Origin of the sequence: Chryseobacterium sp. (genome assembly GCF_019236175.1) — a bacterium.
In the GTDB taxonomy this organism is placed as follows: Bacteria; Bacteroidota; Bacteroidia; order Flavobacteriales; family Weeksellaceae; genus Chryseobacterium.
In genome coordinates, this window is record NZ_JAFAJM010000023.1 from 68,314 (window position 1) to 93,389 (window position 25,076).

At 36.3% G+C, this 25,076-nt stretch carries 28 protein-coding genes; 10 read left to right on the forward strand and 18 right to left on the reverse strand.

Translation table 11 applies throughout. The features are described 5' to 3' along the window. The first annotated feature begins 92 nt into the window (after positions 1 to 92). On the forward strand, positions 93 to 665 hold the full coding sequence (gene tpx, locus JO178_RS19665) for a thiol peroxidase (RefSeq protein ID WP_291939616.1): 573 nt from the start codon (positions 93 to 95) through the stop codon (positions 663 to 665). 50 nt (positions 666 to 715) lie between these two features. On the opposite strand, the gene JO178_RS19670 is transcribed toward tpx, so the two are convergent. Then, complete coding sequence (locus JO178_RS19670) at positions 716 to 1,489, reverse strand: T9SS type A sorting domain-containing protein (RefSeq protein ID WP_291939618.1); 774 nt, start codon at positions 1,487 to 1,489, stop codon at positions 716 to 718. Positions 1,490 to 1,722: 233 nt separating this feature from the next. Here JO178_RS19670 and JO178_RS19675 point away from each other — a divergent pair, with 233 nt between their 5' ends. After that, a complete protein-coding gene (locus tag JO178_RS19675) occupies positions 1,723 to 1,947 on the forward strand; it encodes a helix-turn-helix domain-containing protein (RefSeq protein ID WP_291939621.1) in 225 nt (74 codons plus the stop codon). A gap of 6 nt (positions 1,948 to 1,953) precedes the next feature. Here the strand turns inward: JO178_RS19675 and JO178_RS19680 are convergent, their stop codons facing one another. The 8 genes from JO178_RS19680 to JO178_RS19715 form a co-directional block, all read right to left on the reverse strand. Next, positions 1,954 to 2,715: an MBL fold metallo-hydrolase gene (locus JO178_RS19680; RefSeq protein WP_291939624.1), complete on the reverse strand. Its 762-nt coding sequence runs from the start codon at positions 2,713 to 2,715 to the stop codon at positions 1,954 to 1,956. A 413-nt stretch (positions 2,716 to 3,128) separates the two neighbouring features. Beyond that, on the reverse strand, positions 3,129 to 3,665 hold the full coding sequence (locus JO178_RS19685; protein WP_291939627.1) for a hypothetical protein: 537 nt from the start codon (positions 3,663 to 3,665) through the stop codon (positions 3,129 to 3,131). Positions 3,666 to 3,681: 16 nt separating this feature from the next. Continuing rightward, positions 3,682 to 5,667: a urocanate hydratase gene (locus tag JO178_RS19690; RefSeq protein WP_291939628.1), complete on the reverse strand. Its 1,986-nt coding sequence runs from the start codon at positions 5,665 to 5,667 to the stop codon at positions 3,682 to 3,684. A 276-nt stretch (positions 5,668 to 5,943) separates the two neighbouring features. After that, positions 5,944 to 6,237 carry a hypothetical protein gene (locus JO178_RS19695; RefSeq protein ID WP_291939631.1) on the reverse strand — a complete coding sequence of 98 codons (294 nt, stop codon included), beginning with the start codon at positions 6,235 to 6,237 and terminating at the stop codon, positions 5,944 to 5,946. 53 nt (positions 6,238 to 6,290) lie between these two features. Continuing rightward, a complete protein-coding gene (locus JO178_RS19700) occupies positions 6,291 to 7,271 on the reverse strand; it encodes a D-glycerate dehydrogenase (protein WP_291939634.1) in 981 nt (326 codons plus the stop codon). A 71-nt stretch (positions 7,272 to 7,342) separates the two neighbouring features. Then, positions 7,343 to 7,606 (reverse strand): prevent-host-death protein, encoded by a 264-nt coding sequence (locus JO178_RS19705; protein WP_291939636.1) that lies wholly within the window; start codon positions 7,604 to 7,606, stop codon positions 7,343 to 7,345. Positions 7,607 to 7,797: 191 nt separating this feature from the next. Continuing rightward, entirely contained in the window at positions 7,798 to 8,448 is a 651-nt protein-coding gene (locus JO178_RS19710; protein WP_291939639.1) for a protein-L-isoaspartate(D-aspartate) O-methyltransferase, read from the reverse strand. 124 nt (positions 8,449 to 8,572) lie between these two features. Further along, a complete protein-coding gene (locus tag JO178_RS19715; RefSeq protein ID WP_291939642.1) occupies positions 8,573 to 9,568 on the reverse strand; it encodes a fibronectin type III domain-containing protein in 996 nt (331 codons plus the stop codon). A gap of 138 nt (positions 9,569 to 9,706) precedes the next feature. Between JO178_RS19715 and JO178_RS19720 the strand changes: the two genes are divergently transcribed. From JO178_RS19720 to JO178_RS19745, 6 genes are all read left to right on the forward strand, one after another. Next, positions 9,707 to 10,669, forward strand: coding sequence for a Gfo/Idh/MocA family oxidoreductase (locus tag JO178_RS19720; RefSeq protein ID WP_291939645.1), 963 nt, complete (start codon positions 9,707 to 9,709; stop codon positions 10,667 to 10,669). Between the two features lie 375 nt (positions 10,670 to 11,044). Next, a complete protein-coding gene (locus JO178_RS19725) occupies positions 11,045 to 12,775 on the forward strand; it encodes a cellulase family glycosylhydrolase (protein WP_291939648.1) in 1,731 nt (576 codons plus the stop codon). Between the two features lie 67 nt (positions 12,776 to 12,842). After that, entirely contained in the window at positions 12,843 to 13,721 is an 879-nt protein-coding gene (gene bla-A, locus JO178_RS19730) for a CGA/CIA family class A beta-lactamase (RefSeq protein ID WP_291939651.1), read from the forward strand. 57 nt (positions 13,722 to 13,778) lie between these two features. After that, positions 13,779 to 14,186 carry a hypothetical protein gene (locus JO178_RS19735; protein WP_291939654.1) on the forward strand — a complete coding sequence of 136 codons (408 nt, stop codon included), beginning with the start codon at positions 13,779 to 13,781 and terminating at the stop codon, positions 14,184 to 14,186. Positions 14,187 to 14,195: 9 nt separating this feature from the next. Further along, positions 14,196 to 15,086, forward strand: a complete 891-nt coding sequence (locus tag JO178_RS19740; protein ID WP_291939716.1) for a 3-hydroxybutyryl-CoA dehydrogenase — start codon at positions 14,196 to 14,198, stop codon at positions 15,084 to 15,086. Between the two features lie 51 nt (positions 15,087 to 15,137). Next, a complete protein-coding gene (locus JO178_RS19745) occupies positions 15,138 to 15,377 on the forward strand; it encodes a hypothetical protein (RefSeq protein ID WP_002977986.1) in 240 nt (79 codons plus the stop codon). Between the two features lie 49 nt (positions 15,378 to 15,426). Here the strand turns inward: JO178_RS19745 and JO178_RS19750 are convergent, their stop codons facing one another. Further along, positions 15,427 to 15,837, reverse strand: coding sequence for an META domain-containing protein (locus JO178_RS19750; protein ID WP_291939656.1), 411 nt, complete (start codon positions 15,835 to 15,837; stop codon positions 15,427 to 15,429). A gap of 290 nt (positions 15,838 to 16,127) precedes the next feature. On the opposite strand from JO178_RS19750, the gene JO178_RS19755 reads away from it, so the two are divergent. Beyond that, positions 16,128 to 16,547, forward strand: coding sequence for a DoxX family protein (locus JO178_RS19755; RefSeq protein ID WP_291939657.1), 420 nt, complete (start codon positions 16,128 to 16,130; stop codon positions 16,545 to 16,547). A gap of 263 nt (positions 16,548 to 16,810) precedes the next feature. Here the strand turns inward: JO178_RS19755 and pheT are convergent, their stop codons facing one another. The 5 genes from pheT to JO178_RS19780 form a co-directional block, all read right to left on the reverse strand. Next, positions 16,811 to 19,213, reverse strand: a complete 2,403-nt coding sequence (pheT, locus tag JO178_RS19760; protein ID WP_291939658.1) for a phenylalanine--tRNA ligase subunit beta — start codon at positions 19,211 to 19,213, stop codon at positions 16,811 to 16,813. Positions 19,214 to 19,480: 267 nt separating this feature from the next. Further along, positions 19,481 to 20,110 (reverse strand): DUF417 family protein, encoded by a 630-nt coding sequence (locus tag JO178_RS19765; RefSeq protein WP_291939660.1) that lies wholly within the window; start codon positions 20,108 to 20,110, stop codon positions 19,481 to 19,483. A 64-nt stretch (positions 20,111 to 20,174) separates the two neighbouring features. Then, positions 20,175 to 21,002, reverse strand: a complete 828-nt coding sequence (locus JO178_RS19770) for a helix-turn-helix domain-containing protein (RefSeq protein WP_291939662.1) — start codon at positions 21,000 to 21,002, stop codon at positions 20,175 to 20,177. A gap of 110 nt (positions 21,003 to 21,112) precedes the next feature. Beyond that, the gene (gene dnaN / locus JO178_RS19775; RefSeq protein WP_291939665.1) at positions 21,113 to 22,243 is read right to left on the reverse strand and encodes a DNA polymerase III subunit beta; all 1,131 of its coding nucleotides are present in this window, start codon (positions 22,241 to 22,243) and stop codon (positions 21,113 to 21,115) included. Positions 22,244 to 22,327: 84 nt separating this feature from the next. Further along, positions 22,328 to 22,927: a hypothetical protein gene (locus tag JO178_RS19780; RefSeq protein ID WP_291939667.1), complete on the reverse strand. Its 600-nt coding sequence runs from the start codon at positions 22,925 to 22,927 to the stop codon at positions 22,328 to 22,330. Between the two features lie 80 nt (positions 22,928 to 23,007). On the opposite strand from JO178_RS19780, the gene JO178_RS19785 reads away from it, so the two are divergent. After that, entirely contained in the window at positions 23,008 to 23,364 is a 357-nt protein-coding gene (locus JO178_RS19785) for a diacylglycerol kinase family protein (protein ID WP_291939670.1), read from the forward strand. 51 nt (positions 23,365 to 23,415) lie between these two features. Here the strand turns inward: JO178_RS19785 and JO178_RS19790 are convergent, their stop codons facing one another. The 3 genes from JO178_RS19790 to JO178_RS19800 all read right to left on the reverse strand — a co-directional run bounded on the left by JO178_RS19790 (position 23,416) and on the right by JO178_RS19800 (position 25,007). Further along, on the reverse strand, positions 23,416 to 23,877 hold the full coding sequence (locus JO178_RS19790) for a GyrI-like domain-containing protein (RefSeq protein ID WP_291939672.1): 462 nt from the start codon (positions 23,875 to 23,877) through the stop codon (positions 23,416 to 23,418). A 168-nt stretch (positions 23,878 to 24,045) separates the two neighbouring features. Further along, entirely contained in the window at positions 24,046 to 24,378 is a 333-nt protein-coding gene (locus tag JO178_RS19795) for a gamma-glutamylcyclotransferase family protein (protein ID WP_291939675.1), read from the reverse strand. Further along, positions 24,378 to 25,007, reverse strand: a complete 630-nt coding sequence (locus JO178_RS19800) for a GDSL-type esterase/lipase family protein (protein WP_291939678.1) — start codon at positions 25,005 to 25,007, stop codon at positions 24,378 to 24,380. The genes JO178_RS19795 and JO178_RS19800 overlap by 1 nt, the downstream gene beginning before the upstream one ends. Positions 25,008 to 25,076: the final 69 nt, after the last annotated feature.

The following is a 25,076-nucleotide window of genomic DNA, read 5'->3' on the forward strand; positions in this document are numbered from 1 at the left end:
AAATCCGGCTTTACTTCCAGAATAGATTTAATCTATCTAAAATTAATCTCCGCAAACGAAAAAAGAATAATTTTGTCAAAAAATAAATTTCAATGTTTTCAAAAGTAATATTCAGTACTTTATTTTTCTTTTCGGCATTAGGTTTTGCCCAGAATACCAAGACTGCCAACACCATTATGATGAAAGGGAAACCTGTACGTACGTATTCCAAGTTACCGGCAGTTAATAAACCGGCACCCAAATTCACCCTTACGGATGTTAATATGAATGATCAGACTTTAGAAGCTTATAAAGGGAGATATGTGATTTTAAACATCTTCCCAAGTGTAGATACGGGAGTATGTTCGGCATCCGTACACCATTTTAATGAAGAAGCCGGAAGCCTTCCGAATACCGTGGTTCTTTGCATTTCTAAAGATTTGCCTTTTGCCCAGAAAAGATTTTGCGGTGCAGAAGGAATCGACAATGTGGTGATGCTTTCAGATTTCCGTTCCGACTTCGGATGGAATTATGGAGTGGAAATGATTGACTCTCCCATGAAAGGACTTCTTAGCAGAGCGGTTGTAGTGATTGATCCTTCAGGAAATATTGTTTATGAAGAGCAGGTAGATGACATCTCACATGAACCCAATTATGAAGCAGCCATTGCAGCTGTTAAAAAATAAGTTTTATACTCATCAAATAAAAAAAACCGGTATTATAACCGGTTTTTTTATTAGTTTTTGATAAATTTCGAGCTCATATTCCCGATTTTATAAATATACGTGCCTTTGGGGAGATCTTCCACATCAATACGAATAGTATAGTCTGCATTATTAAAAGATTTGTTTACAACCAACTTACCGCTGCTATCATATACATTTACCAGAGTACTGCCATTCACAGGATTCGTAATATTCAGGGTTTTATTGGCTGGTATCGGAAACGCCGAAAGCTTTCCTTTAGACTGAACTTCTTTTGCTGATAACGTTGTTGTGGGTAAATTATAAATCTCAGTCGAATTAGTTCCCTGGTTGAATATCCTCAGCTTATTGGTATTCGTGATATTATCATGATAAATATTGATGTCATATTCATCACTAAAAGAATAATTCGGGCCAAATTCCTGTAAAACGACGCCATTTTCACTATAAATTCTTATTATATATTCTCTTTGGTTTGTTGTTGTATTATATTTTTCAAAAGTGACTATAATTTCCAGATTATTATCCGTATTAAACACATTTTTAGACAAGATAAAATTGTTCTTATACTGATCTACAAACATATTGTATCCTGCAGGCACAGACGGAGTAAACTGTTTATAGATCGTATAATCTGCCTTATAGATCTTTATCTGGCTGATATCATATCCTGTAGTGTAATAAAAAGTATCATCCGCGTTGGTATAAACCTGTAAATTTTCTGAACTAAAATTTTTTTCAAGAGTGATTTGCCCCATCATAAAGCCGGTAGTCATCAGTGCTGCCGATAAGATTATTTTTTTCATAAATACTAGACTTTGTTTTTATTTCACAAAAGTATTTCACCTGCCAATGATCTCCTTACGGCTAACCATAATCCGGCTGAGTATAGTTTGTTTTTAATTTCTTTATGTCTCCGGAAAGAAAATTATTACCTGTTTATAAAACAAAAGTGTAGGGCTATCATTTAAAGGCAATAAAAACAGGACAGCTCCTCTTTTGATAAGTAAAATTTTGCATATTTATATAAAATACAGTCATGCAAAGAAAAAAACTACGCAGTGTAAGAAAAAGAAAAGGCTTCACACAACAACAAGTTGCTGATTTCATTGCAACAGATGTGTCCAACTACAGCAGAAAAGAAAGCGGATATCAAAACCAGGATATCTGCCATTTGGTTATCGATAGCATCGGGCTAAAGCCCATTGCAATACTGGTTCAAGGAAACGGGATAAAGTCCGTTCCTATTGATGTTCTGAACTAAAATGGTTTAAGATTCTACCAGTATTTCTCCATCTTTCAGAATCACATACTCCTGCCCTATTTCCTTTGAAACATTTTTCAAATCCTGATCATCAAATAACTGAGGAATATAACATTTCTCATGAGCAAACAATCCATAATGTATAGGAATCATTTTTTTAGCATGAAGCAAATGAGCTGCTGCCATGGCTTCCTTCAAATCAAGAGAAGCAGGAACCGGGCTGTATTCCAAACCTATGATCTCAAAATTCACTACAACTCCGTTTACGGGTAAAAAAGCATAGTCTATATTCTCATTTTCCTTACCCAGTTTCCAGAATTGATTGTGCCAGATGGTATCGCCACCGTGAAAAATTTTTGTTGTTTCGTCTTCCACGATCCATGAAGACTGAATCTCTCCTATTCCATCCATCGCAAATACAGGTTTGAAGGTGATTCCGTTTTCAGAGAAGGTTTCATCCCGATTCAGAAAAATTATTTCAACATCATCTACTAACTTTCTTACCAATGCCTCCAACTCTGAATAAACAATCAGCTTTCCGTCTCTTTTCAGACATTTTTTAATAACTCCTTTGTCAAAATGATCTAAATGTAAATGGGTAAACAGGATATAATCCGCCAGCACATAATCTGAAAATTTCATTACCTGTTCCACAGCATCCCCTAGAACGGGTTTGTAATAAGAAAAATCTTCTGCCGCATCTATTAAGATGGTTTTGTTGTTGGAGGTTAGCTGTATGCCTGCCCAATTTAACTTTTGTATTTCCATAATTTCTTTTTTTTGACAAAGGAAAAAACTTATGGAAGGTCAGTCAATAAACAAAAGTTAATTAATGAGGTTGGGGAGATGAGGAATGAAGATGGAAGTTAATCATCATCCTGTAATTTCTGATTGTTGTGTTTTGATGAATAGGTAAAAATTATAGGATTTCTTTACCGCAACGTTTTTATTTACTAACCTGCAAAATCTAAGGATACAAAGAAACGCGGCAGAACCACTGACTAAGTTAGTGGTAAGAGTATGCGCCTTCAATCGATTGAAAGCAAATTTATAGGTAACTAATGATTAAATTTTTGTCACAGCGTTCGCAATACCCTTGAATTGAATATTTTAAAGGCCTTTCACTCGGCAAGATATATAGTCGTAATGATTTCTACTTCTCATTTTCAAGCTTTCAGTCTTTACATAATCCTTTTTCTGATTCTGCTTAGAGAGATAGGAGTAACCCCGATATAAGAAGCAAGATATTTTAAAGGGATATTCTGAATATAGTGAGGTTTGCTTTTTAACAGATACTCATAAAGATCCTGAGGGGTATTTTTCAGTAAAAGCATTTCTCTTTTCATGGCAGCATTCAGTTTTCGGCTTAGGTAATAATTCTGAACGAAACGACATCCCGGATTTACGGCAAACATTTCCTTTACCTCATCAAGGGTAATTTTCCAAACCAGACCATTACTGATAGATTCATAAACGGCTTCATTTCCTTCCACAGTAAAAATATCGCCCGGAAAATAAAATTCAGCACAGATTTCAGTATCGATATCCGATGTTGTACTGATATAAAATTTCCGGACCAGCCCTTCTTCTACAAGATAAGCATTATGATCCGGAAATCTTTTTTTCTTTGAAAATCGGATTTCGGCAAATTTTTCCCATACGGGATCACTATCCTCTACATTAAGGTGTGAAAACAGCTTTTTATTTATTCCTGCCAAAACCGGGTTTTATAATTTATAATAAATTCTCGTCTACAAGATTCGGAAGGGTCACCTTAAGATTAGGTTCTATTTCCATTGCTCTTTTGATCGCAAAGATAGCACCTTCATTTCTTGCCCAGCTTCTTCTTGAGATTCCGTTGTTGACATCCCAGAATAGCATAGATTTCAGCCTTCTGTCTGCATCATCGCTTCCATCCAGCAGCATTCCGAAACCTCCGTTGATTACTTCACCCCAGCCTACGCCGCCGCCGTTGTGAATAGATACCCATGTTGCTCCACGGAAGCTGTCTCCAATCACATTATGGATAGCCATATCTGCTGTAAACCTTGAACCGTCATAGATGTTGGAGGTTTCTCTGTAAGGAGAATCTGTTCCCGATACATCATGGTGATCTCTTCCCAGTACTACAGGGCCTATTTCATCATTTTTAATGGCTTTATTAAATGCTTCTGCAATTTTCATTCTTCCTTCCGCATCTGCATAAAGAATTCTCGCCTGAGAACCAACCACCAGTTTATTTTCCTGAGCTCCTTTGATCCATTGGATATTATCTTTCATTTGCTGCTGGATTTCTTCCGGAGCGTTTTTAATCATTTCTTCCAGTACTGCACATGCAATATCATCTGTTTTCTGCAGATCTTCAGGCTTTCCGCTTGTACATACCCAACGGAAAGGTCCGAAGCCATAATCAAAACACATAGGTCCCATGATATCCTGCACATAGCTAGGATATTTAAATTCTCTTCCCAGTGTAGGGTTTTCGGCCATTACATCAGCTCCTGCTCTGGAAGCTTCCAAAAGGAAGGCATTTCCATAATCGAAGAAATAAGTTCCTTTCTTTGTATGTTTATTGATGGCTGCGGCATGTCTCTTTAAAGTTTCCTGTACCTTTTCTTTGAATAGTTCAGGATCTTCGGCCATCATCCGATTAGACTCCTCGAAAGTCTGATCTACCGGATAATATCCGCCTGCCCAAGGATTGTGAAGCGAAGTCTGATCCGAACCGATATCAATTCTCAGATCTTCCTGATCAAATTTTTCCCAGACATCCACAATATTTCCAAGATAAGCCAGAGAAACGGTTTCTTTATTCTCCCGGGCTTTTCTCACTCTTTTTACCAGCTGATCAAGATCTTCATAAATCTCATTGACCCATTTCTGATCATGACGGATTTTTGTGATTTTCGGATTCACCTCAGCACAAACAGTAACACATCCTGCGATGTTTCCTGCTTTGGGCTGAGCTCCGCTCATTCCGCCTAACCCTGAAGTTACGAAAAGGCCGCCTTTAGGATCTTTATTTATTTTTCTGAAAGCATTTAATGCCGTGATCGTCGTTCCGTGAACAATTCCCTGTGGACCTATATACATATAACTTCCGGCTGTCATCTGCCCGTATTGAGTCACTCCGAGTGCATTGAATTTCTCCCAGTCATCCGGTTTGGAATAATTCGGGATCATCATTCCGTTGGTCACTACCACTCTTGGAGCATCTTTATGCGACGGAAACAATCCCATCGGATGTCCCGAATACATCACCAGTGTTTGCTCATCAGTCATTTCCGATAAATACTTCATGGTAAGAAGATATTGTGCCCAGTTGGAGAATACGGCACCATTTCCACCGTAGGTAATCAGTTCGTGAGGATGTTGTGCCACTGCATAGTCCAGATTATTCTGAATCATCAGCATAATGGCTTTAGCCTGCTCAGACTTTCCCGGGTAATCGGTAATCGGTCTCGCTTTCATCTCATAATCGGGACGGAAACGATACATATAGATTCTTCCGTAGTCTTCCAGTTCCTGCTTAAATTCAGGAATCAGTTCTGCATGAAACTGAGGTTCAAAATAACGCAAAGCATTCTTTAACGCCAGTTTTTTTTCTTCTTCTCCTAAAATCTCTTTACGTTTCGGAGCATGGTTGATATTGGTTTCGTATGGTTTTGCCAGTGGTAACTGACCTGGAATACCCTGTTGTATTTGTTCTTGAAAAGTCATATTGCTATTTAAAGTTCTATGTTTAAACAATGTTTGAAGTTTTAAAGATATTCAAATTATAAAAAATAGGCAACTAAAGAAAGGAAAAGCAGCAAGCACAAATACTGAAAAGGCAAAAAACTGATTATCAAACCGATAAAATAGTATCGACAGACAAAGAATTATCGCTAATTATATTGTTGATTTTTATGTAAAAGCCCTGGAATGCCAATCCATTTCAACAATAAAAAAACCTCACTGAGAATCAGTAAGGTTGGTATATAAAAGGGGTATCTTTTATGTTAAGACATCGTCATTTTCTTCTTCATGATCATCCTCATTATCACTGAGGCTCCAATAATTATTCTCCTCATCTTCTTCCCCTATTTCTTCCATTTCATCATCATATTCTGTTCCGGGAATATCGAGTCCTTTATCTATATTATCTTCTTCCGGATCTTCATCGAAAATAGGATTTCCGTCTCCATCCAGCGGAATATGTTTTTCTCTTTTAAATATATCTTCGCTGGAATCATAATCCATACGTTCCAATCTTCTGTTTTGTTCATTAATATTGTTATCAGGTGACATAATGTTTAGATTTTGATTATGGATAAGAGAACAAAAATAATTCCAACCTGGCATTAATGAGGAGAATAAACTTCAGGATTCGCACAATTGGGCATTCTCTGTCCTTTTGCGACGGCTACAATATTTTCTGCTGCAAGTCTTGCCATTCCGCTTCTGGCTTCAATGGTGGCAGAACCGATATGTGGCAACACACATACATTGGAAAGCTCCAGGATAGGATTATCTTTCAACATCGGCTCAGGATTGGTAACATCCAGACCGGCACCCCAGATCTTTCTTTCCGTTAAGGCTTTATACAGGGCCTTTTCATCATGAAAACCTCCTCTTGCCGTATTGATAAAAATAGCATCAGGTTTCATTTTTTCAAAGATTTTTTCATTAAAAAGATCCTTTTGTTCAGCCGTAAAATTGGCATGCACACTTAACACATCTGAATCTTTGACTAATTCTTCGAATGAAACATATGCAGCATTCAGTTCTTTTTCAGCTTCTTCATTTCTACGGCGGTTATGATAGATAATATTCATACTAAAAGCGCTTTGCGATTTTTTAGCCATTTCAAATCCGATTCTTCCCAGTCCGAAGATTCCGATGGTTTTTCCGTAAAGCTCCTGTCCTAAAGCGTGTAAAGGATCAAAAGCGCCCCAGTTTCCATCTTTTACTTTCTGAAAATTATAACTTGTTCTTCTGGCTACCGACTGCATTAATAAAAAGGCAACATCCGAAGTCGCCCTGCTTAAAACATCCGGTGTATTTCCTACGGGAATATTCCTCTCAGTAGCTTCTTTTATATCTACATGATCAAAACCTACGGAATACAGAGCAATTGCTTTGATATTCGGGCATGCATCAAAGAATTCCTTATTATATTTAAAGTCATTACCAATACTCAGAATGGCATCTGCGGTCTGACAATACTTTAGCCACTCATCATGAGAAAGAGGTTCATTTTCAGGAAAGATAACTTCCAGTCCTTCTTTTTTAAGAATCTCGATTCCAATTTCCGGAATCTTTTTGTTTACGAAAACTTTCATTATATCATTAATAAGGTTGAATAAAAAACCCTACTCTTTCAAAAGTAAGGTTCTAACTTTAATATTAAAAATTATTTCTTTTCATCTGAGTGTTTTTTGTTTTTCTCCCAGGCTTCGGAAGCCATTTCCTGCATTTCGTCCCAAACTTCCTTTGCCGACTTCTGGGCATGACTCATAAATCCCTGTTTGGTAGCTTCCTGGTTCTTGCCTTTCATCTCATTGATATAATCCTTTACCTGCTGAGAATAGCTTTCTACAGTATATCCCGGATTATTATGCAAATTCTTCTGAACATTACTAAAGTCATGGGATGACTTGAATCTATTCGTATCCATAATCATAATATTTTAAGTGGGTTTGCTGATAGGAAAGTCCAATTTTCATTCCGAAAGGGAGTTAAAATATTTTAAATTTTAACTAAAGTTTTATGGATTTAATCCATAAAAAAAACGGACTAAAGTCCGTTTTTTTTTATGATTAATTTATATTCCTGAAGAACTGGTATCTGAGACCAGTTCCGTTAGTTTTACTGATTAGTGCTTCCCAGCATTGGCACAAATTTATAGGCTCCGAATTCTTCTTTTTCGAATTCCGTAGGACCTACCTTCGTAAACCTGTATAAAACCTGCTCATCCGTGGGCCCTAATGGGATCACCATTTTTCCTCCTACATTCAGTTGTTTTAACAGCTCGGTGGGTAAAGTAGATGCACCGCAGGTTACAATGATTTTATCAAAAGGAGCAAAAGTCGGGAGGCCGGCAAAACCATCTCCAAAACTCTGAAATTTTGGAAATAGGTGGAGTTCTCTTAATTTATTCTTCGAGAAATCAAAAAGGTCTTTTTGTCTTTCCACTGTAAAAACCAAGGCTTTCATAGCCAGTAATACTGCAGTCTGATACCCGCATCCCGTTCCGATTTCCAGTACTTTTTCCCCCGGTTTTACCTGCAGCAGTTCAGATTGCTCTGCAACTGTTGAAGGATGGGAAATGGTCTGATGTGCCAGAATCGGGAAAGCCCGGTCTTCGTAGGCAAAATCTTCAAAAATACTTTCAATGAAAAGGTGTCTCGGAACTTCACTCATTGCCCGAAGTACATTTTCATCCGAAATTCCAATTCTCTGTCGAAGATAATCAACTAAAATCTTTCTTTTTCCTTTATGTACAAACGAATCCTGCATTTGACAAAAGTAATAAATTAGAATTTAGATTTCAGGGAATAAAAGAAAGAATTATCCACAAAACACTTTATCCATAAAAAAAGCTGCCTTTTTGGGCAGCTTCATTTCTTCAGATTAAAAAATATTAATTATACCTTACTAAAAAAGGTCCGAAAAAACCAGTTGTCGTATTTCCCGAACATCTTTTTCTTACATAAAAATAATAATTGGTACTCTTACTTAAATTGGTAAAAGTAATTCCTCCGAGCCCCTGTGCAGAAACTGTTGTTGTCTGTGTCGGAATCCCAGAATTGTAAGACAGGGAATAATCATAGGAAGAAATCCCGTCATTATCCCAGGTAACATTAGGCGTAAAAGAAGTAGAATTGCTTGAAACTACGGAAAAATTAGCATATGTAGGAGCAACACAGGCTGTGGTATTAGACGCTGTAAAAGATACAGGTCCTACCCAGCTCCCCCATCCTAAACTTCCTGAGCAATATGCTCTTACATAAATATCATATGCTTTTCCGGCAACAAACGGCGCATTATATGATGTGTTGGTAGTTTCTACCGTTACCCCGCTTCCCGGACTATAGCCCTGAAGTCCGTACTGAACTTCATACTTAACAGGAGCAGATCCCAGCTGGTAATTTGAAACTTTCCATTCAATTTTGTTATAAAGATAATCTTCAACTTTAAGTTCGTAAGGAGTTTTGCAATAATTTCCCGAGGTTGTCAGGTTTCTTTCAAACCCCCAGTCACTTTGGGACATTGATGAGCAATATCTTCTTACGGCAAAAGTATAAGATTTACCGGCTTCAAGATGAAGGCCTCCACTCTGGTCATCTATGTTTTTAGTAAACGTTTTCTCATTGACAACGAAAGAATTTCCATATCCGGGGGTAAAACCTCCGGTCTGCCCATAACTGATTTCATAAGGTCCGGCTAAATCTGAGTTGATGGTAAACTGCATGGATCCGGCATTTTGGGAAACCTGGAAGCCGTTTACATTTGGGCAGCTGTTTGCTTTTGAATTGTTAGGATTTGAACTATCCCTCTCGTCACTTCCTCCTGACCCTGAACAATTCATTAAAAAGAACAGTCCTGAGCAGAACAATAGTGTGCTTAATTTTTTCATGGTTTTATTTTTGAACCGCGAATTTAATATAATTCAGCGGATTGATAAATATTTTTTTTTGAAACTCTGGAAAGTCATATAAAGTCATACATTATTATAAGTCTACAATGATTATCTTTACAAAAATTTAATACAGCTATGTTAAAAGCAGGTTTGGTAGGTGCCGGACATTTAGGAAAAATACATTTAAGACTTCTTAATCAGTCAGATAAATATGAGTTGGTAGGTTTCCACGATAAAGATGTTGAAAACGGAAAAAAATTAGAAGCCGAATTCGGATATAAATATTTTGAGAATTTTGATGAATTGCTGGATCAGGTTGATATGCTGGATATCGTTACTCCTACGGTTTATCATTATGACTACGCTTTAAAGGCGATTGAGAAAGGGCTGCATTTTTTCATTGAAAAACCTGTTACCCAGACCCTTGAGCAGGCGGAAGAGATTTTACGTTTATGCCAGGAAAACGGAATTAAGGCACAGGTAGGGCACGTTGAAAGATATAATCCGGCTTTTATTGCTACTAAAGAATACATCAAAAACCCTATGTTTATTGAAATCCACCGACTGGCAGAGTTCAATCCCCGTGGTACAGATGTTTCAGTGGTACTGGATCTTATGATACATGATCTGGATATCCTGCTAAGTATGGCTAAATCCAAAGTAAAAAATATTCATGCAAGTGGTGTTTGTGTAGTAAGTAAAACTCCCGATATTGCCAATGCCAGAATAGAATTTGAAAACGGATGTGTAGCCAATCTTACCACTTCAAGAATTTCTATGAAGGCAATGAGAAAAAGCAGATTTTTCCAGAAAGATGCCTATATCTCTGTAGATTTCCTGGAGAAAAAAGCGGAAGTAATCAGAATGAAGGATGCTCCTGAAAACCCTACTCCATTTGATATGATTATTGAAAATGCTGACGGAGAGAAAAATCAGATCCTCTTTGAATACCCGAATATCGAACCCAACAATGCGATTCTGGATGAATTAAATTCTTTCGCAGATGCAATTACAGACGGTAAAAATGTAGAAGTTTCTCTTGAAGACGGAACAGAAGCATTAAAAGTCGCTTTAGAAATTATGAGACTTATCAGCTAAGGAAAACCTTTAGTGTTTAGATAGCAGAAGTTAGATAGTAGAAGTTAGAAAAACATGACCTCTGATATCTAACTTCTTTTTTATGACATATATTTAATAATCCTGAATCAGAACCCAGTATTATTTTTTCTTTTTTCCTTTTTATCCTTTTGAAATATTAAAATCAGAGATTTATCATTTGAAAGTCAGTTCTAAAACAAAAAAAACAATATATTTGAAAAACAATTCAATAAACAATTGAAAAATTTTGTTTTACATACCCAATGGATTCCCGGCAAAATAAACGGTCTGAACATAGACTCGTCTTATGATGTCACCATTCATTATGATTAAATCCTAACACAACTTCCATTATTTAAAAACCATAAAACAACTATGAAAAGAGCCATCCTATTATCCGCAGTATTATTGTCTCAATTTGGGACATCACAATTATTAAAAACTTCCGGACAAAAAATTGTTAATGATAAAGGCGAAAATATTCAGCTGAGAGGTCTTGGGCTTGGAGGCTGGATGCTTCAGGAAGGATATATGCTGAAAACAGCAGATTTTGCAGGTCCTCAGTATAAGATCAAGGAAAAAATAGCCGAGCTCATTGGTCAGGATGGTATGAACGAATTCTATAGAGCTTACCTCAAAAACGGAATCACCAGACAGGATATCGATTTTCTGGCCAAGGCAGGATTCAATTCCATAAGACTTCCGATGCACTATAATTTATACACCCTTCCGATTGAAAAAGAGCCGGTAAAAGGGCAAAATACATGGCTGGAAGAAGGTTTTAAAATGACGGATGATTTGCTGCAATGGTGTGCTGACAATAAAATATACCTGATCCTGGATTTACATGCCGCTCCGGGAGGACAGGGAAATGATGTCAATATCTCTGATAACGATAAAAGCAAGCCCTCATTGTGGGAAAATGAGGACAACCAGAAAAAAACAGTTGCACTCTGGAAAAAACTGGCTCAAAGATATAAAGACAGTCCCTGGATCGGAGGCTATGATCTGATCAACGAACCCAATATTAATTTTACAGGGAAAAACCCGAACGGAACTGATGAAATGTCTAATTCCCCGTTATGGAAATTGCAGAAAGAGATCACGACGGCAATCCGTGAGGTAGACAACAAGCATATCCTATTTATCGAAGGAAACGGATGGGGAAATAATTATAACGGACTGATTCCGATCTGGGACAACAATATGGCATTCAGCTTCCATAAATACTGGAATTATAATGATGATGCAACCATAAAACATGCCCTGGATCTGAGAGAAAAATATAATATGCCCATCTGGCTGGGAGAAACAGGCGAAAATTCCAATGTCTGGTTTACGGAACTCATTCAGCTTTTGGACAAGCACAATATCGGCTATGCATTCTGGCCCATGAAAAAAATCGATAATACAGCAGGAATTGCTAATGTGAAAACTACTCCTGAATATGAAAAATTACTGAATTACTGGAAAAACGGTAGCGAAAAGCCGGCCAGAGAATATGCTTACAAAGCATTAATGCAGATTGCGGATCATTATAAATTCAGCAATACGGAGATTAAAAACGATGTTATTGACGCGATGTTCAGACAGGTAACCGATGCTTCTACAAAACCTTTTAAAAATCATTCAGCTCCGGGAAGGGTATTTGCGTCGGAATATGATCTGGGAAGAATGGGCTCTGCTTATCTGGATCAAGATTTTATTAATCTCTGGGTAAGTGATCCGGCAAAAAGGTCGGAATGGAATTCCGGCCATCAGATGAGAAATGATGGGGTTGATATTTATTTGTGTAATGATAAAATAACCAACCGCTATTTTGTAGGAAAAACTGAAACCGGTGAGTGGCTCCAATATACCATCAATTCCACAGCAGATAAAAAATATACTTTTGATATCCGATATTCAGCACCCAGTACTTCCAAAATAAGACTGGAAACCTCTTCAGGAGAATTGCTGGCTGGTGTTCCTTTAGATGCTACCGGAAAAAATGAAAGCTGGAAAACACTTTCAGTTAAAAATATCCCTTTGAAAAAAGGAGAAAATAAAATCAGAATCTTTTTTGAAAATGACGGTGTGAATCTGAATTATTTTGAAATAAAATAGTAATAATTATCTTAAATTGCAGATCCCTTTTAGTCTTTAAAAGGGGTCTTTTTTTAACCTTATCACTATGAAAAAAATAACTTTTCTATTTGTTTTAATTTCTGTATTTGCTTTTTCACAAAAATCAGCATTAGAACAAAAAATCAACGCTATCGTACAAGATAAAAAAGCGACAGTGGGAGTCTCTGTTTTAGGATTTGAGGATCATTTCAGATACTATAAAAACGGGGATAAAAAACTTCCTTTGCTCAGTGTTTTTAAGTTTCATTTAGCCTGTGCCGTACTGGATATCGCAGACAAGGGAAAACTCTCAACTGATCAGAGGTTTTTAATAAAAAAATCAGATTTACCGGATAATACGTGGTCTCCGCTTCGCGAAAAATACCCTGAAGGAAATATTGAACTTTCTCTGGGAGAAATTATCCGCTATACTGTTGCCCAAAGCGATAATAACACCTGCGATTTTCTTCTGAGACTGATCGGAGGCCCAAAGACCGTTCAAAACTTCATGAATTCCAAAGGCGTCAAAGATCTTCAGATCAAATATAATGAAGATGATATGCACAGGGACTGGAAAACCCAATATGGAAATTATAGTACGACCAACTCCAGTGTTGAACTTCTGAAAAAATTCTACGATGGCCAGCTCCTTTCAAAAAAATCTACGGATTTCCTGATGCAGACTATGATCAAAACCACAACAGGAACCAATAAAATTGTCGAACAATTACCTCCGGGTACTCCTGTTGCTCATAAAACAGGGTCTTCCGGAAAACCGGACAATGTTCTTACTGTCGCGGAAAATGACATGGGAATCATTACCCTTCCTAATGGAAAGCATTACGCAATTGCCGTATTTATAAGCAATTCCACAGAAACTGAAAAGGTAAATACCAGAATGGTTTCCGATATTTCGAAAGCGGTCTGGGATTATTTTAATAAGTAAAATATTAAGCTTAATTTTAAAGCAGAGAATTGAGCTTATTTTTCAATCTTTTTAGCAATGAAAAAAATAGTATTAACACTGAGTATATTTTGTTTCACATTCTTTTATTCACAAAAGAATCAGAACTATTTACAAATCGGCTACGCAAGTATTTGCTGTGGTCCTCCGTCAGACAAGCCGGTCATGAGCTATCTGAAAGAGTTTAAGAAAAAGAACCAGATCAGATCAATGGAAATTCTGGTACAAAACGGTTTAGGCAGAGAGGGCGAATTTAATGTATATGTAGCGACCGATGCGCTTACCAAAAATCAGAAAAGTCGTCTTATACGCGGGCTGTATGCTACTGTTTCCAACCAGAACAATAAGAGAGCACAAAACAGCAGCGGTATGGTGAACTTTGATTCGGCAGTTGTCGTACACCATACAGATCTTGACACTAAAAATCTAACTATCTATAAAAAATAAAGGAAAATGATCAAAAACATTGTAGTTATCGGAGCGGGAACCATGGGGAATGGTATTGCACATACATTTGCACAAAGCGGTTTTAAAGTAAATCTGGTAGATGTATCTCAGGAAGCTTTAGACAGAGGACTAAAAACCATTACTACGAATCTTGACAGAATAATTGCAAAGGGAAACCTGACTGAAGCGCAAAAGGCAGAAACTTTAGGAAACATTACAACTTTTACAAGTCTTAACGATGCAGCAGGAACGGCTGATCTTATTGTAGAAGCAGCTACTGAAAATCTGGATCTTAAATTAAAAATCTTTGGTCAGATGGATGAGCTTGCTCCTGCAGGCTGTATTCTGGCAACCAATACATCTTCTATTTCTATCACTAAAATTGCGGCAGCAACTAAAAGAGCCGATAAAGTGATCGGAATGCACTTTATGAATCCGGTTCCTATTATGAAGCTGGTTGAAATTATCAAAGGATATTCTACTTCTAAAGAAACTTTTGATGCGGTTTATGAAATGAGCAAAACATTAGGAAAAGTACCTGTAGAGGTGAATGACTATCCTGGTTTTGTAGCGAACAGAATCTTAATGCCGATGATTAACGAATCTATTGAAACACTTTACAATGGTGTAGCGGGTGTAGAGGAAATTGACACGGTAATGAAACTGGGAATGGCACACCCGATGGGTCCACTACAATTGGCAGACTTTATTGGTCTTGATGTATGTCTTGCTATCCTGAACGTGATGTATGATGGTTTCAAAAATCCGAAATACGCACCGAACCCTTTGCTTGTAAACATGGTAACAGCCGGAAAACTGGGTGTAAAATCAGGAGAAGGATTCTATGATTATTCTGAAAGCAAAAAAGCTGAAAAAGTTTCAAAAATGTTTTTGAAATAATTTAAAGTCAATAATTTTATTTATCTTTGAACAAGTTAAAACATTAAAAAAATGAAATTACCAAAGTTTTTATTAGCAGATAATTCGGAATTTCCAGAAGATTTATTCGTAGTTCATACAGAATATCCAAGATTTATCTTAAACGTTGAGGAAGAAGAAGTTGAGTGGTTAGATGATCTTGAAGGGGACGATGAAGAAACTATGGCAGACGAGGCTACTAAAGTAGTAGAAGCAGCGTTCAAATGGTGCGACGAAGAGTTGGCTAAGTACGACGAAGAAGAGGAAGATTAATAACAATCTAAACATAAAAAAGGAACTCCAAGGAGTTCCTTTTGTTTTTTTATTCCGCTTTATTAAATTTCAATAATAAAAGATTGTCTTTATACAATTCTAAGATGTTTCCGGAAATGACATATTTGTTTGCTTTTCCCATCATATCTATAAAGTTTTGTTCCACACCAATGTTATTGCACATCATTTTTGTAGAACCCATCTGTCCTGCAGAGAAACCACCTGTAGAAGGATCTACGTTAGCTGTTCCGAAATAATTGTTGCATCCGGCATTTCCTGTGATCTTTTCTCCTTCAATATTCAACGTTGGAATTTTACCTTTTACATTTTCCGCCAACACCCATTTCGTATTAGCAAGAGCAGGCTGTGCTTTTCCTACCTTAGAAGCAGAGGGACTTGTCATTGTTCCACAAGAAGCCAAAACTGCTGCAGTACATATACTTAAAAAAAGATTTTTCATTTTTTTCTTTTTGAATTAACCCAAATTTACGGATTTTATATTATTTAAACGGGCCAGCCTCTATTTTATTATTCTTTAACGTTTGATATTTCGGGCAATTACCGGAATATTTTAAATGTAAATCTGATATTTTTTTACAAATAATAATGTGTAATCGGTATTATACTCCGTCTGGGTAGAATCCCTTTCATTATAGAATTAAATTGACAATAAGCACAGATTTGATTCTACAGTAAAAGCAATATTTTCCAATAATGAACCTTTAATTTTGTATAGAATAAATTACAAATATGAAATTGACTTCAACGAATATATTGCTGCTAGTTATAAGGTTGATACTAGCTTATGCTTTTTTTTCAGCAGGGCTTATGAAATTACAAGATATCTCTGCAAATGCCGACTGGTTTCAGAGCGTAGGCATTCCAGTTCCTACACTCAATACATACCTTTCTGCAGGTATAGAAATCGCTGGTGCCGTTTTCTTATTCATAGGATTATGGGTAAGATGGACTTCTGTCTTTTTAATTTTCATTATGCTTGTTGCAATTTTCACTGTACATATCGGTAATGGATTCAGTGCAAAAAATGACGGATTTGAAATTAATTTATATTATATTATCCTATTGTTGGTGTTACTATTGTATGGCTATGGAAAGTACAGTTTAGATACCTTGTTTGTACAGAATAAAAATATTACCAATAATTTCTGATGTCAGACTTTTATCATTGGCATGGCCAATAACAAAGACAATTAAAAATTCCGGTTATATTCACATCTAAGTCTTGAGAACATCGGGAAGAGTCAACAGTCCACTACTTTATTTTCCGCCAACCTTTGAAAAATGACTTAAAAAAAAATAGAACCTATGATGAAGTACTGCAATTTTCTTATTAAGAATTCACAGATCTATTCAAAAAATAAAAAAACGGACTTAAAAAAGTCCGTTTCTGTATATAAAATAGGTTCTTATGATTAAGATCTTAATTCAGCATTGAATTCTTTCTGGAAAGATTTGATCAGAGAATCCATTACTTCTGTAATTTCTTTTTCTTCCAGTGTTTTCTCTTCGTTTAAAAGCTCAAAACTCATTGCATAAGACTTTTTACCTTCAGGAAGGTTTTTCCCCTCATACACGTCGAATAAGTTGATTCCTTTGATAAACGGAGATTTATTCTTTTTCGCAGTCTGGTATAATTCCTGATAGCCTACATTTTTATCAATCAACAGAGCAAGATCTCTTCTGATTTTATTGAATTTAGGAATATCCTTAAACTTCAGTTCGTTTGCAGAACGTAATTCCTGAGCTAATTCCAGTTCAATTTCGGCATAGAAACATTCCTGATCAATATCTGCATCTTTCAATAAAGCCGGAGCTACTTTTCCGATTCTTACCAGAGCTTTTCCGTCTGCTTCGTATGCTAAAGCATCAGAGAATCTTCCATCCGTTAAAGCAACTTCTTTATAATCAACAGCAAGTTTCTCCAGTAAAACTTTTACATAGGCTTTCAGATTATAGAAGCTTACGGAAGATTTAGGCTGTAACCAGTTTTCTGCGGCATCTCTTCCTGATACTAAAATCGCCAGTTGTTTTCTTTCTTCGTATTTATCTTTTTTATGATAGATTTTTCCGAATTCAAAAAATTTAATATCCTGATTCTTTCTGTTGATATTATAGACTGCATTTTCAAGAAGACCTTCCAATAATGATTTTCTCATGAATGCAAGATCACCACTTAACGGATTCAATAATTTCACGGCATCAGTTTCATCTTTCACAGAAGTCAGGGAATTATTCATTACTTCATTGAAACCAAGACTTTGCAAAGTTCTTGCCCAGCTGTTTTCCAATTCATCCTGATCGTTTGCGCTTAGCTTAACTGGGGTAAATGAAATCTTCTGCGGAGCATCAATTTTGTTGTAACCGTAAATTCTTAAAATTTCTTCAATCACATCAATCTCTCTTGTTACATCTGCTCTGTATGCAGGAACTGAGATTTCAAAACCGTTAGGAATTTCATTCAATACCTGAATTTCCAGTGCTTTTAAAATTTCTTTTACTTTCTCTCTGTGAATTTTTGTTCCTAAAATCTGTTCAATTTTAGAGAATCTAAGGATCACATAGCTATCTTCAATTTTCTTAGGATATTCTTCCAGCAGTTCTCCGGTTAATTTCCCGCCGGCCAATTCCTGAATCAGTCTGATTGCATGGGTAATAGCTGTTCGGGTGATATTAGGGTCTACTCCTCTTTCAAATCTGAAAGAAGCATCGGTATTCAGGCTGTGTAGTTTTGCTCCTTTTCTCACCGCTATCGGGTTGAAATAAGCACTTTCAAGGAAGATAGTCTTTGTAGTATCAGAAACTCCTGATGTAGCTCCACCGAAAACACCGGCGATACACATCGGGGTATCCTTACCGTCTTTGATCATGATTTCAGTACCGTTCAATGTTCTTTCCACTCCATCTAATGTGGTGAATTTTGTTCCCGGTTTTACCACTCCTACTTTCACTTTCTTGTCTGCAATTTTATCAGCATCAAAAGCGTGAAGGGGTTGTCCGTATCCATGAAGAATATAGTTTGTAATATCTACCACATTATTGATCGGGCTTAATCCGATTGCTTTCAGTCTGTCTTTTAGCCAGGCCGGAGAATCTTCAACTTTTACATCTTCAATAACAGCTCCTATATATCTTGGGCATAATTCAGCATCTTCAATTACCAGAGAAAAATCGTTGGTTCCTTCGCTGTTTAAAGCTTCGGAAGCCACTTTTTTAAACTGTGATTTCAATTGGTTGGTAGAAAGATAAGCATGAAGATCTCTCGCTACACCGTAGTGAGACATTGCATCTGTTCTGTTCGGTGTTAAACCAATTTCAAAAACCTCATCATTCGTCAGCTCAAAATAATCGGCAAAGTTTTTCCCTACTTCATATTTTGTTTCATCCAACACCATGATTCCACCGTGATCTTCGCTAAGTCCAAGCTCATCTTCTGCACAAATCATCCCCTGAGAAACCTCTCCTCTGATCTTGGCTTCTTTGATTTCAAAAAAGTTTCCGGTTTTGTCATAGATTTTAGTTCCCACTACTGCTACCGGAACCGTTTGTCCTGCTTCCACATTCGGAGCGCCGCAAACGATGTTCAGTACTTTTCCGTTTCCTACATCTACAGTGGTTTTCTTTAGTTTATCAGCATTCGGATGTTTTTCGCAGGTCAATACTTTTCCTACAACAATACCTTCCAGACTGCCTTTTACACTTTCAAATTTATCTATCCCTTCAACTTCAAGACCTATATCTGTAAGAAACTCACCGATTCTTTCAGTCTTCAATTCCGTTTTTACAAAGTCTTTCAGCCAATTGTTTGATATTTTCATCTGATAATTTTATTTTTTCTAAAGGCGGATGAAATGCTTAGCTTCATCCGAAATATTTTCAAAAAATTTATTTGAATTTTGTTCGGCTATAACCGAACAGTTTTAAGCGTACAAATGTCGTGTTTTTTTAAGAAATACAGAAATTTAGAACCAACTTTAAGATAATAAATTTTCGTTAATTCCACTTTTATAAACTCAGGAAACAGCACTGGCAAAAGATCTAAATTTAGTTGAAAGATTTTCAGAACAATAGCCGGTTATCCGGTCTTAGTTCATAATGGGCGGTCCGGAAGGTGTGACAACTTTTTTTAAACTGTCTGAAAACAATACTAATCCCGCCGCCATCATAATGATATCTTTTATCACCAGACGTCCTGCTCCTGAAAGATAGGGAAATCCGTACTGAGGGCTGGGACTATCTCCGCCGAGATTAGGAACATAGGCTTCCGGAGTGGTAATTAAAAATGATAAGGTAACCATCGACATCAGAAAAGTTAACCCTCCTCCGACTGCTCCGATTTTCGGAAACCAGATTCCCAATACCACCAGCGTTCCGATAATAATGATCATTGTTCCCAATCCGTATGAAAACACATAAGTTCCGTTTTGCTGATTCCATTTTATGTTTTTCTGTACTACCTTTCCTTCCGGATTTTTGTACAAAGTATATTCTGAAACCCGTTTTTTATCTTCGTTAAGAACTTTATTTCCTGCATTTTTATAGAAAAAACTCATAAAAGGACTGTTGGCCACAAAAGGAACGATGCCGTCTGCCTCGTACTGAAAAGCTTTAAGCCCTCCGATCCAGGCCATTACAATAAATATCGACAGTCTCAGAAAATTGAGAGACCAGATATCAAATTTCAATAGAGTGCTGAATAATCTGTTGTTTTGCATATGATTTACTTTTCTTACAAAAGTAGACCGATATACTGCGCTTAAGAATAGATATTCCGGGACATTACATGGATATTTTTGCCACTACAGAAATCCCCACCTTCTCACGGTAGCTTTTTGGGGAACATCCTACAGATTTTTTAAAATATCTGCTGAAATAAAACTCATCAGCAAATCCTAATTCGGCAGCGATTTCTTTCACGGACCGGTAAGTAAGATGCAGGAGTTTCTTAGCCTCCAGAATTGTTCTTTCGTTGATAAGCTGCAAAGGAGTTTTGGCAAAGTCTTTCTTAACAGCCTTGCTTAAGGTACTGTTGGTAATATTCAGCTGATCGCTGTAGAATGAAAGTTCCTTTTCTTTTTTATAATATACTTCCAGTAATTTCTGAAATTCTGCGGCATTTTTATTCGGTACCTTTTCGTTTGTTGCAGCATCAGGATCAGCAAAGCTTTTTTCTTTACTTCCTAAGGCAAGAATCAACTGAATATATGTTTTGATGACTGATTGGGAGAACGGATGATTTTCAGACTCTTCTTTTTTGATTCTTTCAAAAATCTCCAGAATATATCTGTATTTTTCTTCGCCTAATTCTATTCCGGGATTTGTGTAAATATTATTGAACAACAGCCCATTGCAGGCTACTTCTTCTTTATGATATTCTATACAGTAATAATCACCATGAAAAAAAAGAACTGAAATATTTTCATTGGTTTCTGAAGTCAGTTTCAGTTTTTGATAAGGAGAAAGAAACAGGATATGATGGCCGTCATAAGGGTAATTGATATCATCTACAGAAAAAACACCTTTACCTTTCCATACAACGATACTGTAATTTTCGGTGGTCAGTTCTGAGAAAGCAGAGGTTTGACAGGATTGAATTTTTATTTCCATGATGAAGGCTATAGCACAATACAAATAACGTTAATATTTTTTTGAAAATGCGGAGTTTCAGAAATAAAAAAAGCCGGAAAAACCGGCTTTTCTATAGTTGTTCTTTAGACTTATAACCCGATAACCGGCATTGAAAGCATTAAGATATTTTCGTTTTCTTCAAGACCATCCAGAGGTTCAATGATACCAGGTCTGTTAGGTTGAGACATTTTCATTGTCACATCGTCAGAACCAAGAATCGTCAGCATTTCTGTTAAGAATTTAGAGCTGAAACCGATATTGATATCTTCCCCGTTGTAGTCGCAAGGAATCTGCATATCTGCTTTGTTTGCATACTCTGTATCTTCTGCATGAAGATGAAGAATATTACCTGAAAGCTTAAATCTCACCTGATTGGTAGATTTGTTAGACATAATAGATGCTCTTTTAATAGCTCCTAGCAACAGGTTTCTGTTGATGGTTAAAATATTGGGATTTTCTTTAGGAATTACCGCAGTATAGTTCGGATACTTCCCGTCAATCAGTCTACAGATCCAGATATGTTTATCAAAAGTAAACTTAGCCATATTCTCATTAAAGTCGATTTTAACGTCTTCATTAGAGCTGGCTAAAATATTTTTGAAAATATTCAACGGTTTTTTAGGCATAATGAATTCCATAGGTTCGGCATTCATCAGATCTGTTCTTTTGTAAACTACCAGTCTGTGGGAATCTGTAGAAACAAAATTTGTTTCATTTTCACCAAACTGGAACAGTACTCCTGTCATCACTGGACGCAGAGAGTCATTGCTTGTTGCAAAAAGTGTATTGGTAAGTGCTTCAGATAGTACTCCCGCGGGCATTATTACACTTTGAGAAGCATCAAATTCCGGCAATTCAGGATAATCATCCGCGTTGTCCAGTGCTACTGCAAAGTTGTCTTTTTCATCTAAAATCTCAAGCTGGCTTCCGGTTCCTTCAGCATTGTCCTTTACGGCAAATGTCAAAGGCTGTTCGCCATAGGTCTTGATAAAATCTTGAAAAATTTTCGCAGGAACAGCAAATTTACCTGTGTCATCAGACTTCACTTCCAGAGAAGTAACAAGAGTAGTCTCGCCATCAGATGCTGTAATGGTAACATTATTTCCGTCTAGTTCAAAAAGATAGTTTTCTAAAATAGGTCTCGATTGAGAGCTTGATATTACGCCACTTACAGTTTGCAAAGCCTTCTGCAGTTCACCACTTGAAATAATAAATTTCATAGATTTAAAAATAAGTTTCTACAAATATAATAAATACATATAACAAAGAAAAAAATAATATCGAGGAGTTTTTAACAAACATCATCAATCTGTTTTCAGACTTGTGATTACGCTTAGGTTCCTATAGTCATCTATTTTTGCATCAAAAATCTCGGCAGCATAATAGCTGAGTTTTATTTTTTTGTTTAATAAAGAGCTATATTCCTTGGGTAAATCGAGGTTTGATTCTACTGATGTAATCCAATATAATTTTTTAAGATTTTTGTTGGAATCTGTAATATGAAACACCACAAAATCATTTTTTTCAATTTTTGTAACCGTTCCTTCCAGAGATAAATTCTCGGCAGCCTGATCATTTTTTACCATTTTAAAAAATATATCTGAACATTCGGTCATCATCAACATTGAAATATTTTCAAAGAATTTATCCGTTACCTGATCTTCATAACTTCCGATATTCACGATATCAAAATTATATTCTTTTTTTACTTCCTTAGCATAAGGCATTGCTGCTTTTATTACACAAAGACCAAACTGCGTACTGAGTTCATTTGAGGAAAGGGTTTCCGTCTTTATTTTTCCTGAGCATTCACAGGATGCTTTTGCTATTTTCTGTTTATAATCCTGAGAAAATGCATTTACAGACAGTAAAGCCAGCCCTAAAAGGGATAATCTTTTTTTCATAGTTATTATTCTATTCAAATATAACAGATAAGTTGCAACAATCAAAATACAAAACTTATCTTTGTTCAAAAAAGTAGATCATGCGAAAACCACCTGTCCATAAAAGTTTTCTGAATGCTTTCAGGGGTCTGTTTTTCATGGTAAAAACCGAAAGAAATTTTCAGATTGAACTTGCGGCTTTCGCCATCAATCTGTTTTTAATATTTTATTTTGGCCTTTCCGGTACTGACACGGTTCTTATTCTTATGGTCTCATTTGCGGTTTTAAGCACCGAAATTCTCAATACCGCTATTGAAAAGACCTGTGATATCATCCAGCCTGATTTTGATAAAAGGATAGGCTTTATCAAAGACATTGCTGCCGGTGCTGTAGTCCTGATGGCTATTGCTTCTGTAATTGTAGGCGTTTCAGTGTATTGGAAATACATATTTCATTAAAAAGATGGAAGTGTATTTTTTTTATCATACTCTTCCATCCCATCATTTTTGTTATTTTACAGCGATAAAGATATCAATTTCAGCATCTGAAGGGTTTTTAGCTTTTTCTTCTCCATATATTTCAAAATCTGCGGTAAATACTCTGTCTAAATCCATATTCCATATTTTCAGCCATTCATTGATCACCAGGTCTTTTGTAAGATCTCCCTTAGGGGTAAATTTCACATAATTTCCTCCTTCAAAAGACTGGCCTACCATACCATCCGGAATATTATCCAGATTATCTACCCTGCATCCAAGAATTGTAGTATATGGTTTTGTATGGTCCTTTTCATAATCCGTATAGATTGAATAGACAGAATGATCTGTTTTATTGGGAATTGTATTCAGAATATCATCTTTCATAAATTTCCCCCATAATGCCTCAATATCTTTTGCTGCCTGATTATTTTCATTGGTAGTTCTTACTTCAATACCGATCACCTTAAAAGGTTCCACTTTTACATTGTTCATTTTTTTATATTTTTTATTCTCCTTCAAAGATAACTTCAGGTTGTGACAACTGTATGTCAGGAACGCTCTGATTGCTGTAAGATTATTTTTTATGTTTATAAGTTTCGGCTAAAGCCGGTGGAAATTCATTTACATTAAAAAACGGGCTAAAGCCCGTTTCTATTCATCTTATTTTCCGACATAGATAAATCCTTGTTTACCGGATTTAAAAGTTGTATCTATTCTTTTATAATCATCTACTTCGTATGCATCGGCCTGGAGAATTTCTTGTTCAGTGACTTCAAAAAGCATCCCTTCGACTGCATCATTCTCATTTCCTGAAAATATCAGCACGGGATGATATTGCTGTCCGCTCTTTCGCAATACTTCAGGGTCTGTAATTTCCAGCATATGGATTTGGTAGCCTGACAAAACATCTTTTTTACCCTGTAAAAGTCTTCCGAAAGTTTCAAGCTGTACTTTCGGATTCTGAAGGGTTCCGTAAGAAAATAAATGTGGCATTATAAGTATTTTTCAATAACGGGTATTACAACTTCTGCCATTAGTCCGTAGCCTTTTTCGTTAGGATGAACTCCGTCTTCGGAAAGAAAGATTTCTTTGTCATCCACGAATGCAGAATAAAAATCGATATACATTAACGAATGTTCCGCTGCAATATTCTGTAAAATCTGATTGTAAATTTTTACTTCTTCATTTGTTCTCAATTTTCCGGAACTCACCAGAACTCCGTCTATTTTTTGAGCAACAGGAAGAATGCTTACGAGATAAATATCTTTAGAAAATTGTTTTGCATGCTGAACCGCAATATTGATATTTATTCTAAACTGTTCAGGAGCTACGATATATTTTCCGTCTTTTATTGCAAGATCATTAGCACCATATCCCATAAAAACAAGATTTCCGTCTGCTGAATTCCTTGCACTCAATTCATGGGGCATTCTTTTCAATAAGCCTTCTGTTGTTTCGCCACCGATTCCTAAATTAAACAGGATCAGTTCGTCACCATTCCCACTATGATACTGTTGCAGAGCATAGCGTTTCAGAATATCAACCCATCCGCCAGATACTCCGTCATATTCTCCATAAGTGATGCTGTCTCCGAAAAACAGTCCGTACATTATTTTCTTCATATTAAATTCTGTTCTCTTCTATTTTGTATGGGTAAAAGTATCAAGAATAAAGTGATTAAAAAAATGTTC

Bases quoted from the DNA above. Each gene is read 5' to 3' on its own strand.
- tpx (WP_291939616.1), top strand. From the start codon at position 93: ATGTTTTCAAAAGTAATATTCAGTACTTTATTTTTCTTTTCGGCATTA.
- JO178_RS19670 (WP_291939618.1), bottom strand. From the start codon at position 1,489: ATGAAAAAAATAATCTTATCGGCAGCACTGATGACTACCGGCTTTATG.
- JO178_RS19675 (WP_291939621.1), top strand. From the start codon at position 1,723: ATGCAAAGAAAAAAACTACGCAGTGTAAGAAAAAGAAAAGGCTTCACA.
- JO178_RS19680 (WP_291939624.1), bottom strand. From the start codon at position 2,715: ATGGAAATACAAAAGTTAAATTGGGCAGGCATACAGCTAACCTCCAAC.
- JO178_RS19690 (WP_291939628.1), bottom strand. From the start codon at position 5,667: ATGACTTTTCAAGAACAAATACAACAGGGTATTCCAGGTCAGTTACCA.
- JO178_RS19695 (WP_291939631.1), bottom strand. From the start codon at position 6,237: ATGTCACCTGATAACAATATTAATGAACAAAACAGAAGATTGGAACGT.
- JO178_RS19700 (WP_291939634.1), bottom strand. From the start codon at position 7,271: ATGAAAGTTTTCGTAAACAAAAAGATTCCGGAAATTGGAATCGAGATT.
- JO178_RS19705 (WP_291939636.1), bottom strand. From the start codon at position 7,606: ATGGATACGAATAGATTCAAGTCATCCCATGACTTTAGTAATGTTCAG.
- JO178_RS19710 (WP_291939639.1), bottom strand. From the start codon at position 8,448: ATGCAGGATTCGTTTGTACATAAAGGAAAAAGAAAGATTTTAGTTGAT.
- JO178_RS19715 (WP_291939642.1), bottom strand. From the start codon at position 9,568: ATGAAAAAATTAAGCACACTATTGTTCTGCTCAGGACTGTTCTTTTTA.
- JO178_RS19720 (WP_291939645.1), top strand. From the start codon at position 9,707: ATGTTAAAAGCAGGTTTGGTAGGTGCCGGACATTTAGGAAAAATACAT.
- JO178_RS19725 (WP_291939648.1), top strand. From the start codon at position 11,045: ATGAAAAGAGCCATCCTATTATCCGCAGTATTATTGTCTCAATTTGGG.
- bla-A (WP_291939651.1), top strand. From the start codon at position 12,843: ATGAAAAAAATAACTTTTCTATTTGTTTTAATTTCTGTATTTGCTTTT.
- JO178_RS19735 (WP_291939654.1), top strand. From the start codon at position 13,779: ATGAAAAAAATAGTATTAACACTGAGTATATTTTGTTTCACATTCTTT.
- JO178_RS19745 (WP_002977986.1), top strand. From the start codon at position 15,138: ATGAAATTACCAAAGTTTTTATTAGCAGATAATTCGGAATTTCCAGAA.
- JO178_RS19750 (WP_291939656.1), bottom strand. From the start codon at position 15,837: ATGAAAAATCTTTTTTTAAGTATATGTACTGCAGCAGTTTTGGCTTCT.
- JO178_RS19755 (WP_291939657.1), top strand. From the start codon at position 16,128: ATGAAATTGACTTCAACGAATATATTGCTGCTAGTTATAAGGTTGATA.
- pheT (WP_291939658.1), bottom strand. From the start codon at position 19,213: ATGAAAATATCAAACAATTGGCTGAAAGACTTTGTAAAAACGGAATTG.
- JO178_RS19765 (WP_291939660.1), bottom strand. From the start codon at position 20,110: ATGCAAAACAACAGATTATTCAGCACTCTATTGAAATTTGATATCTGG.
- JO178_RS19770 (WP_291939662.1), bottom strand. From the start codon at position 21,002: ATGGAAATAAAAATTCAATCCTGTCAAACCTCTGCTTTCTCAGAACTG.
- dnaN (WP_291939665.1), bottom strand. From the start codon at position 22,243: ATGAAATTTATTATTTCAAGTGGTGAACTGCAGAAGGCTTTGCAAACT.
- JO178_RS19780 (WP_291939667.1), bottom strand. From the start codon at position 22,927: ATGAAAAAAAGATTATCCCTTTTAGGGCTGGCTTTACTGTCTGTAAAT.
- JO178_RS19785 (WP_291939670.1), top strand. From the start codon at position 23,008: ATGCGAAAACCACCTGTCCATAAAAGTTTTCTGAATGCTTTCAGGGGT.
- JO178_RS19790 (WP_291939672.1), bottom strand. From the start codon at position 23,877: ATGAACAATGTAAAAGTGGAACCTTTTAAGGTGATCGGTATTGAAGTA.
- JO178_RS19795 (WP_291939675.1), bottom strand. From the start codon at position 24,378: ATGCCACATTTATTTTCTTACGGAACCCTTCAGAATCCGAAAGTACAG.
- JO178_RS19800 (WP_291939678.1), bottom strand. From the start codon at position 25,007: ATGAAGAAAATAATGTACGGACTGTTTTTCGGAGACAGCATCACTTAT.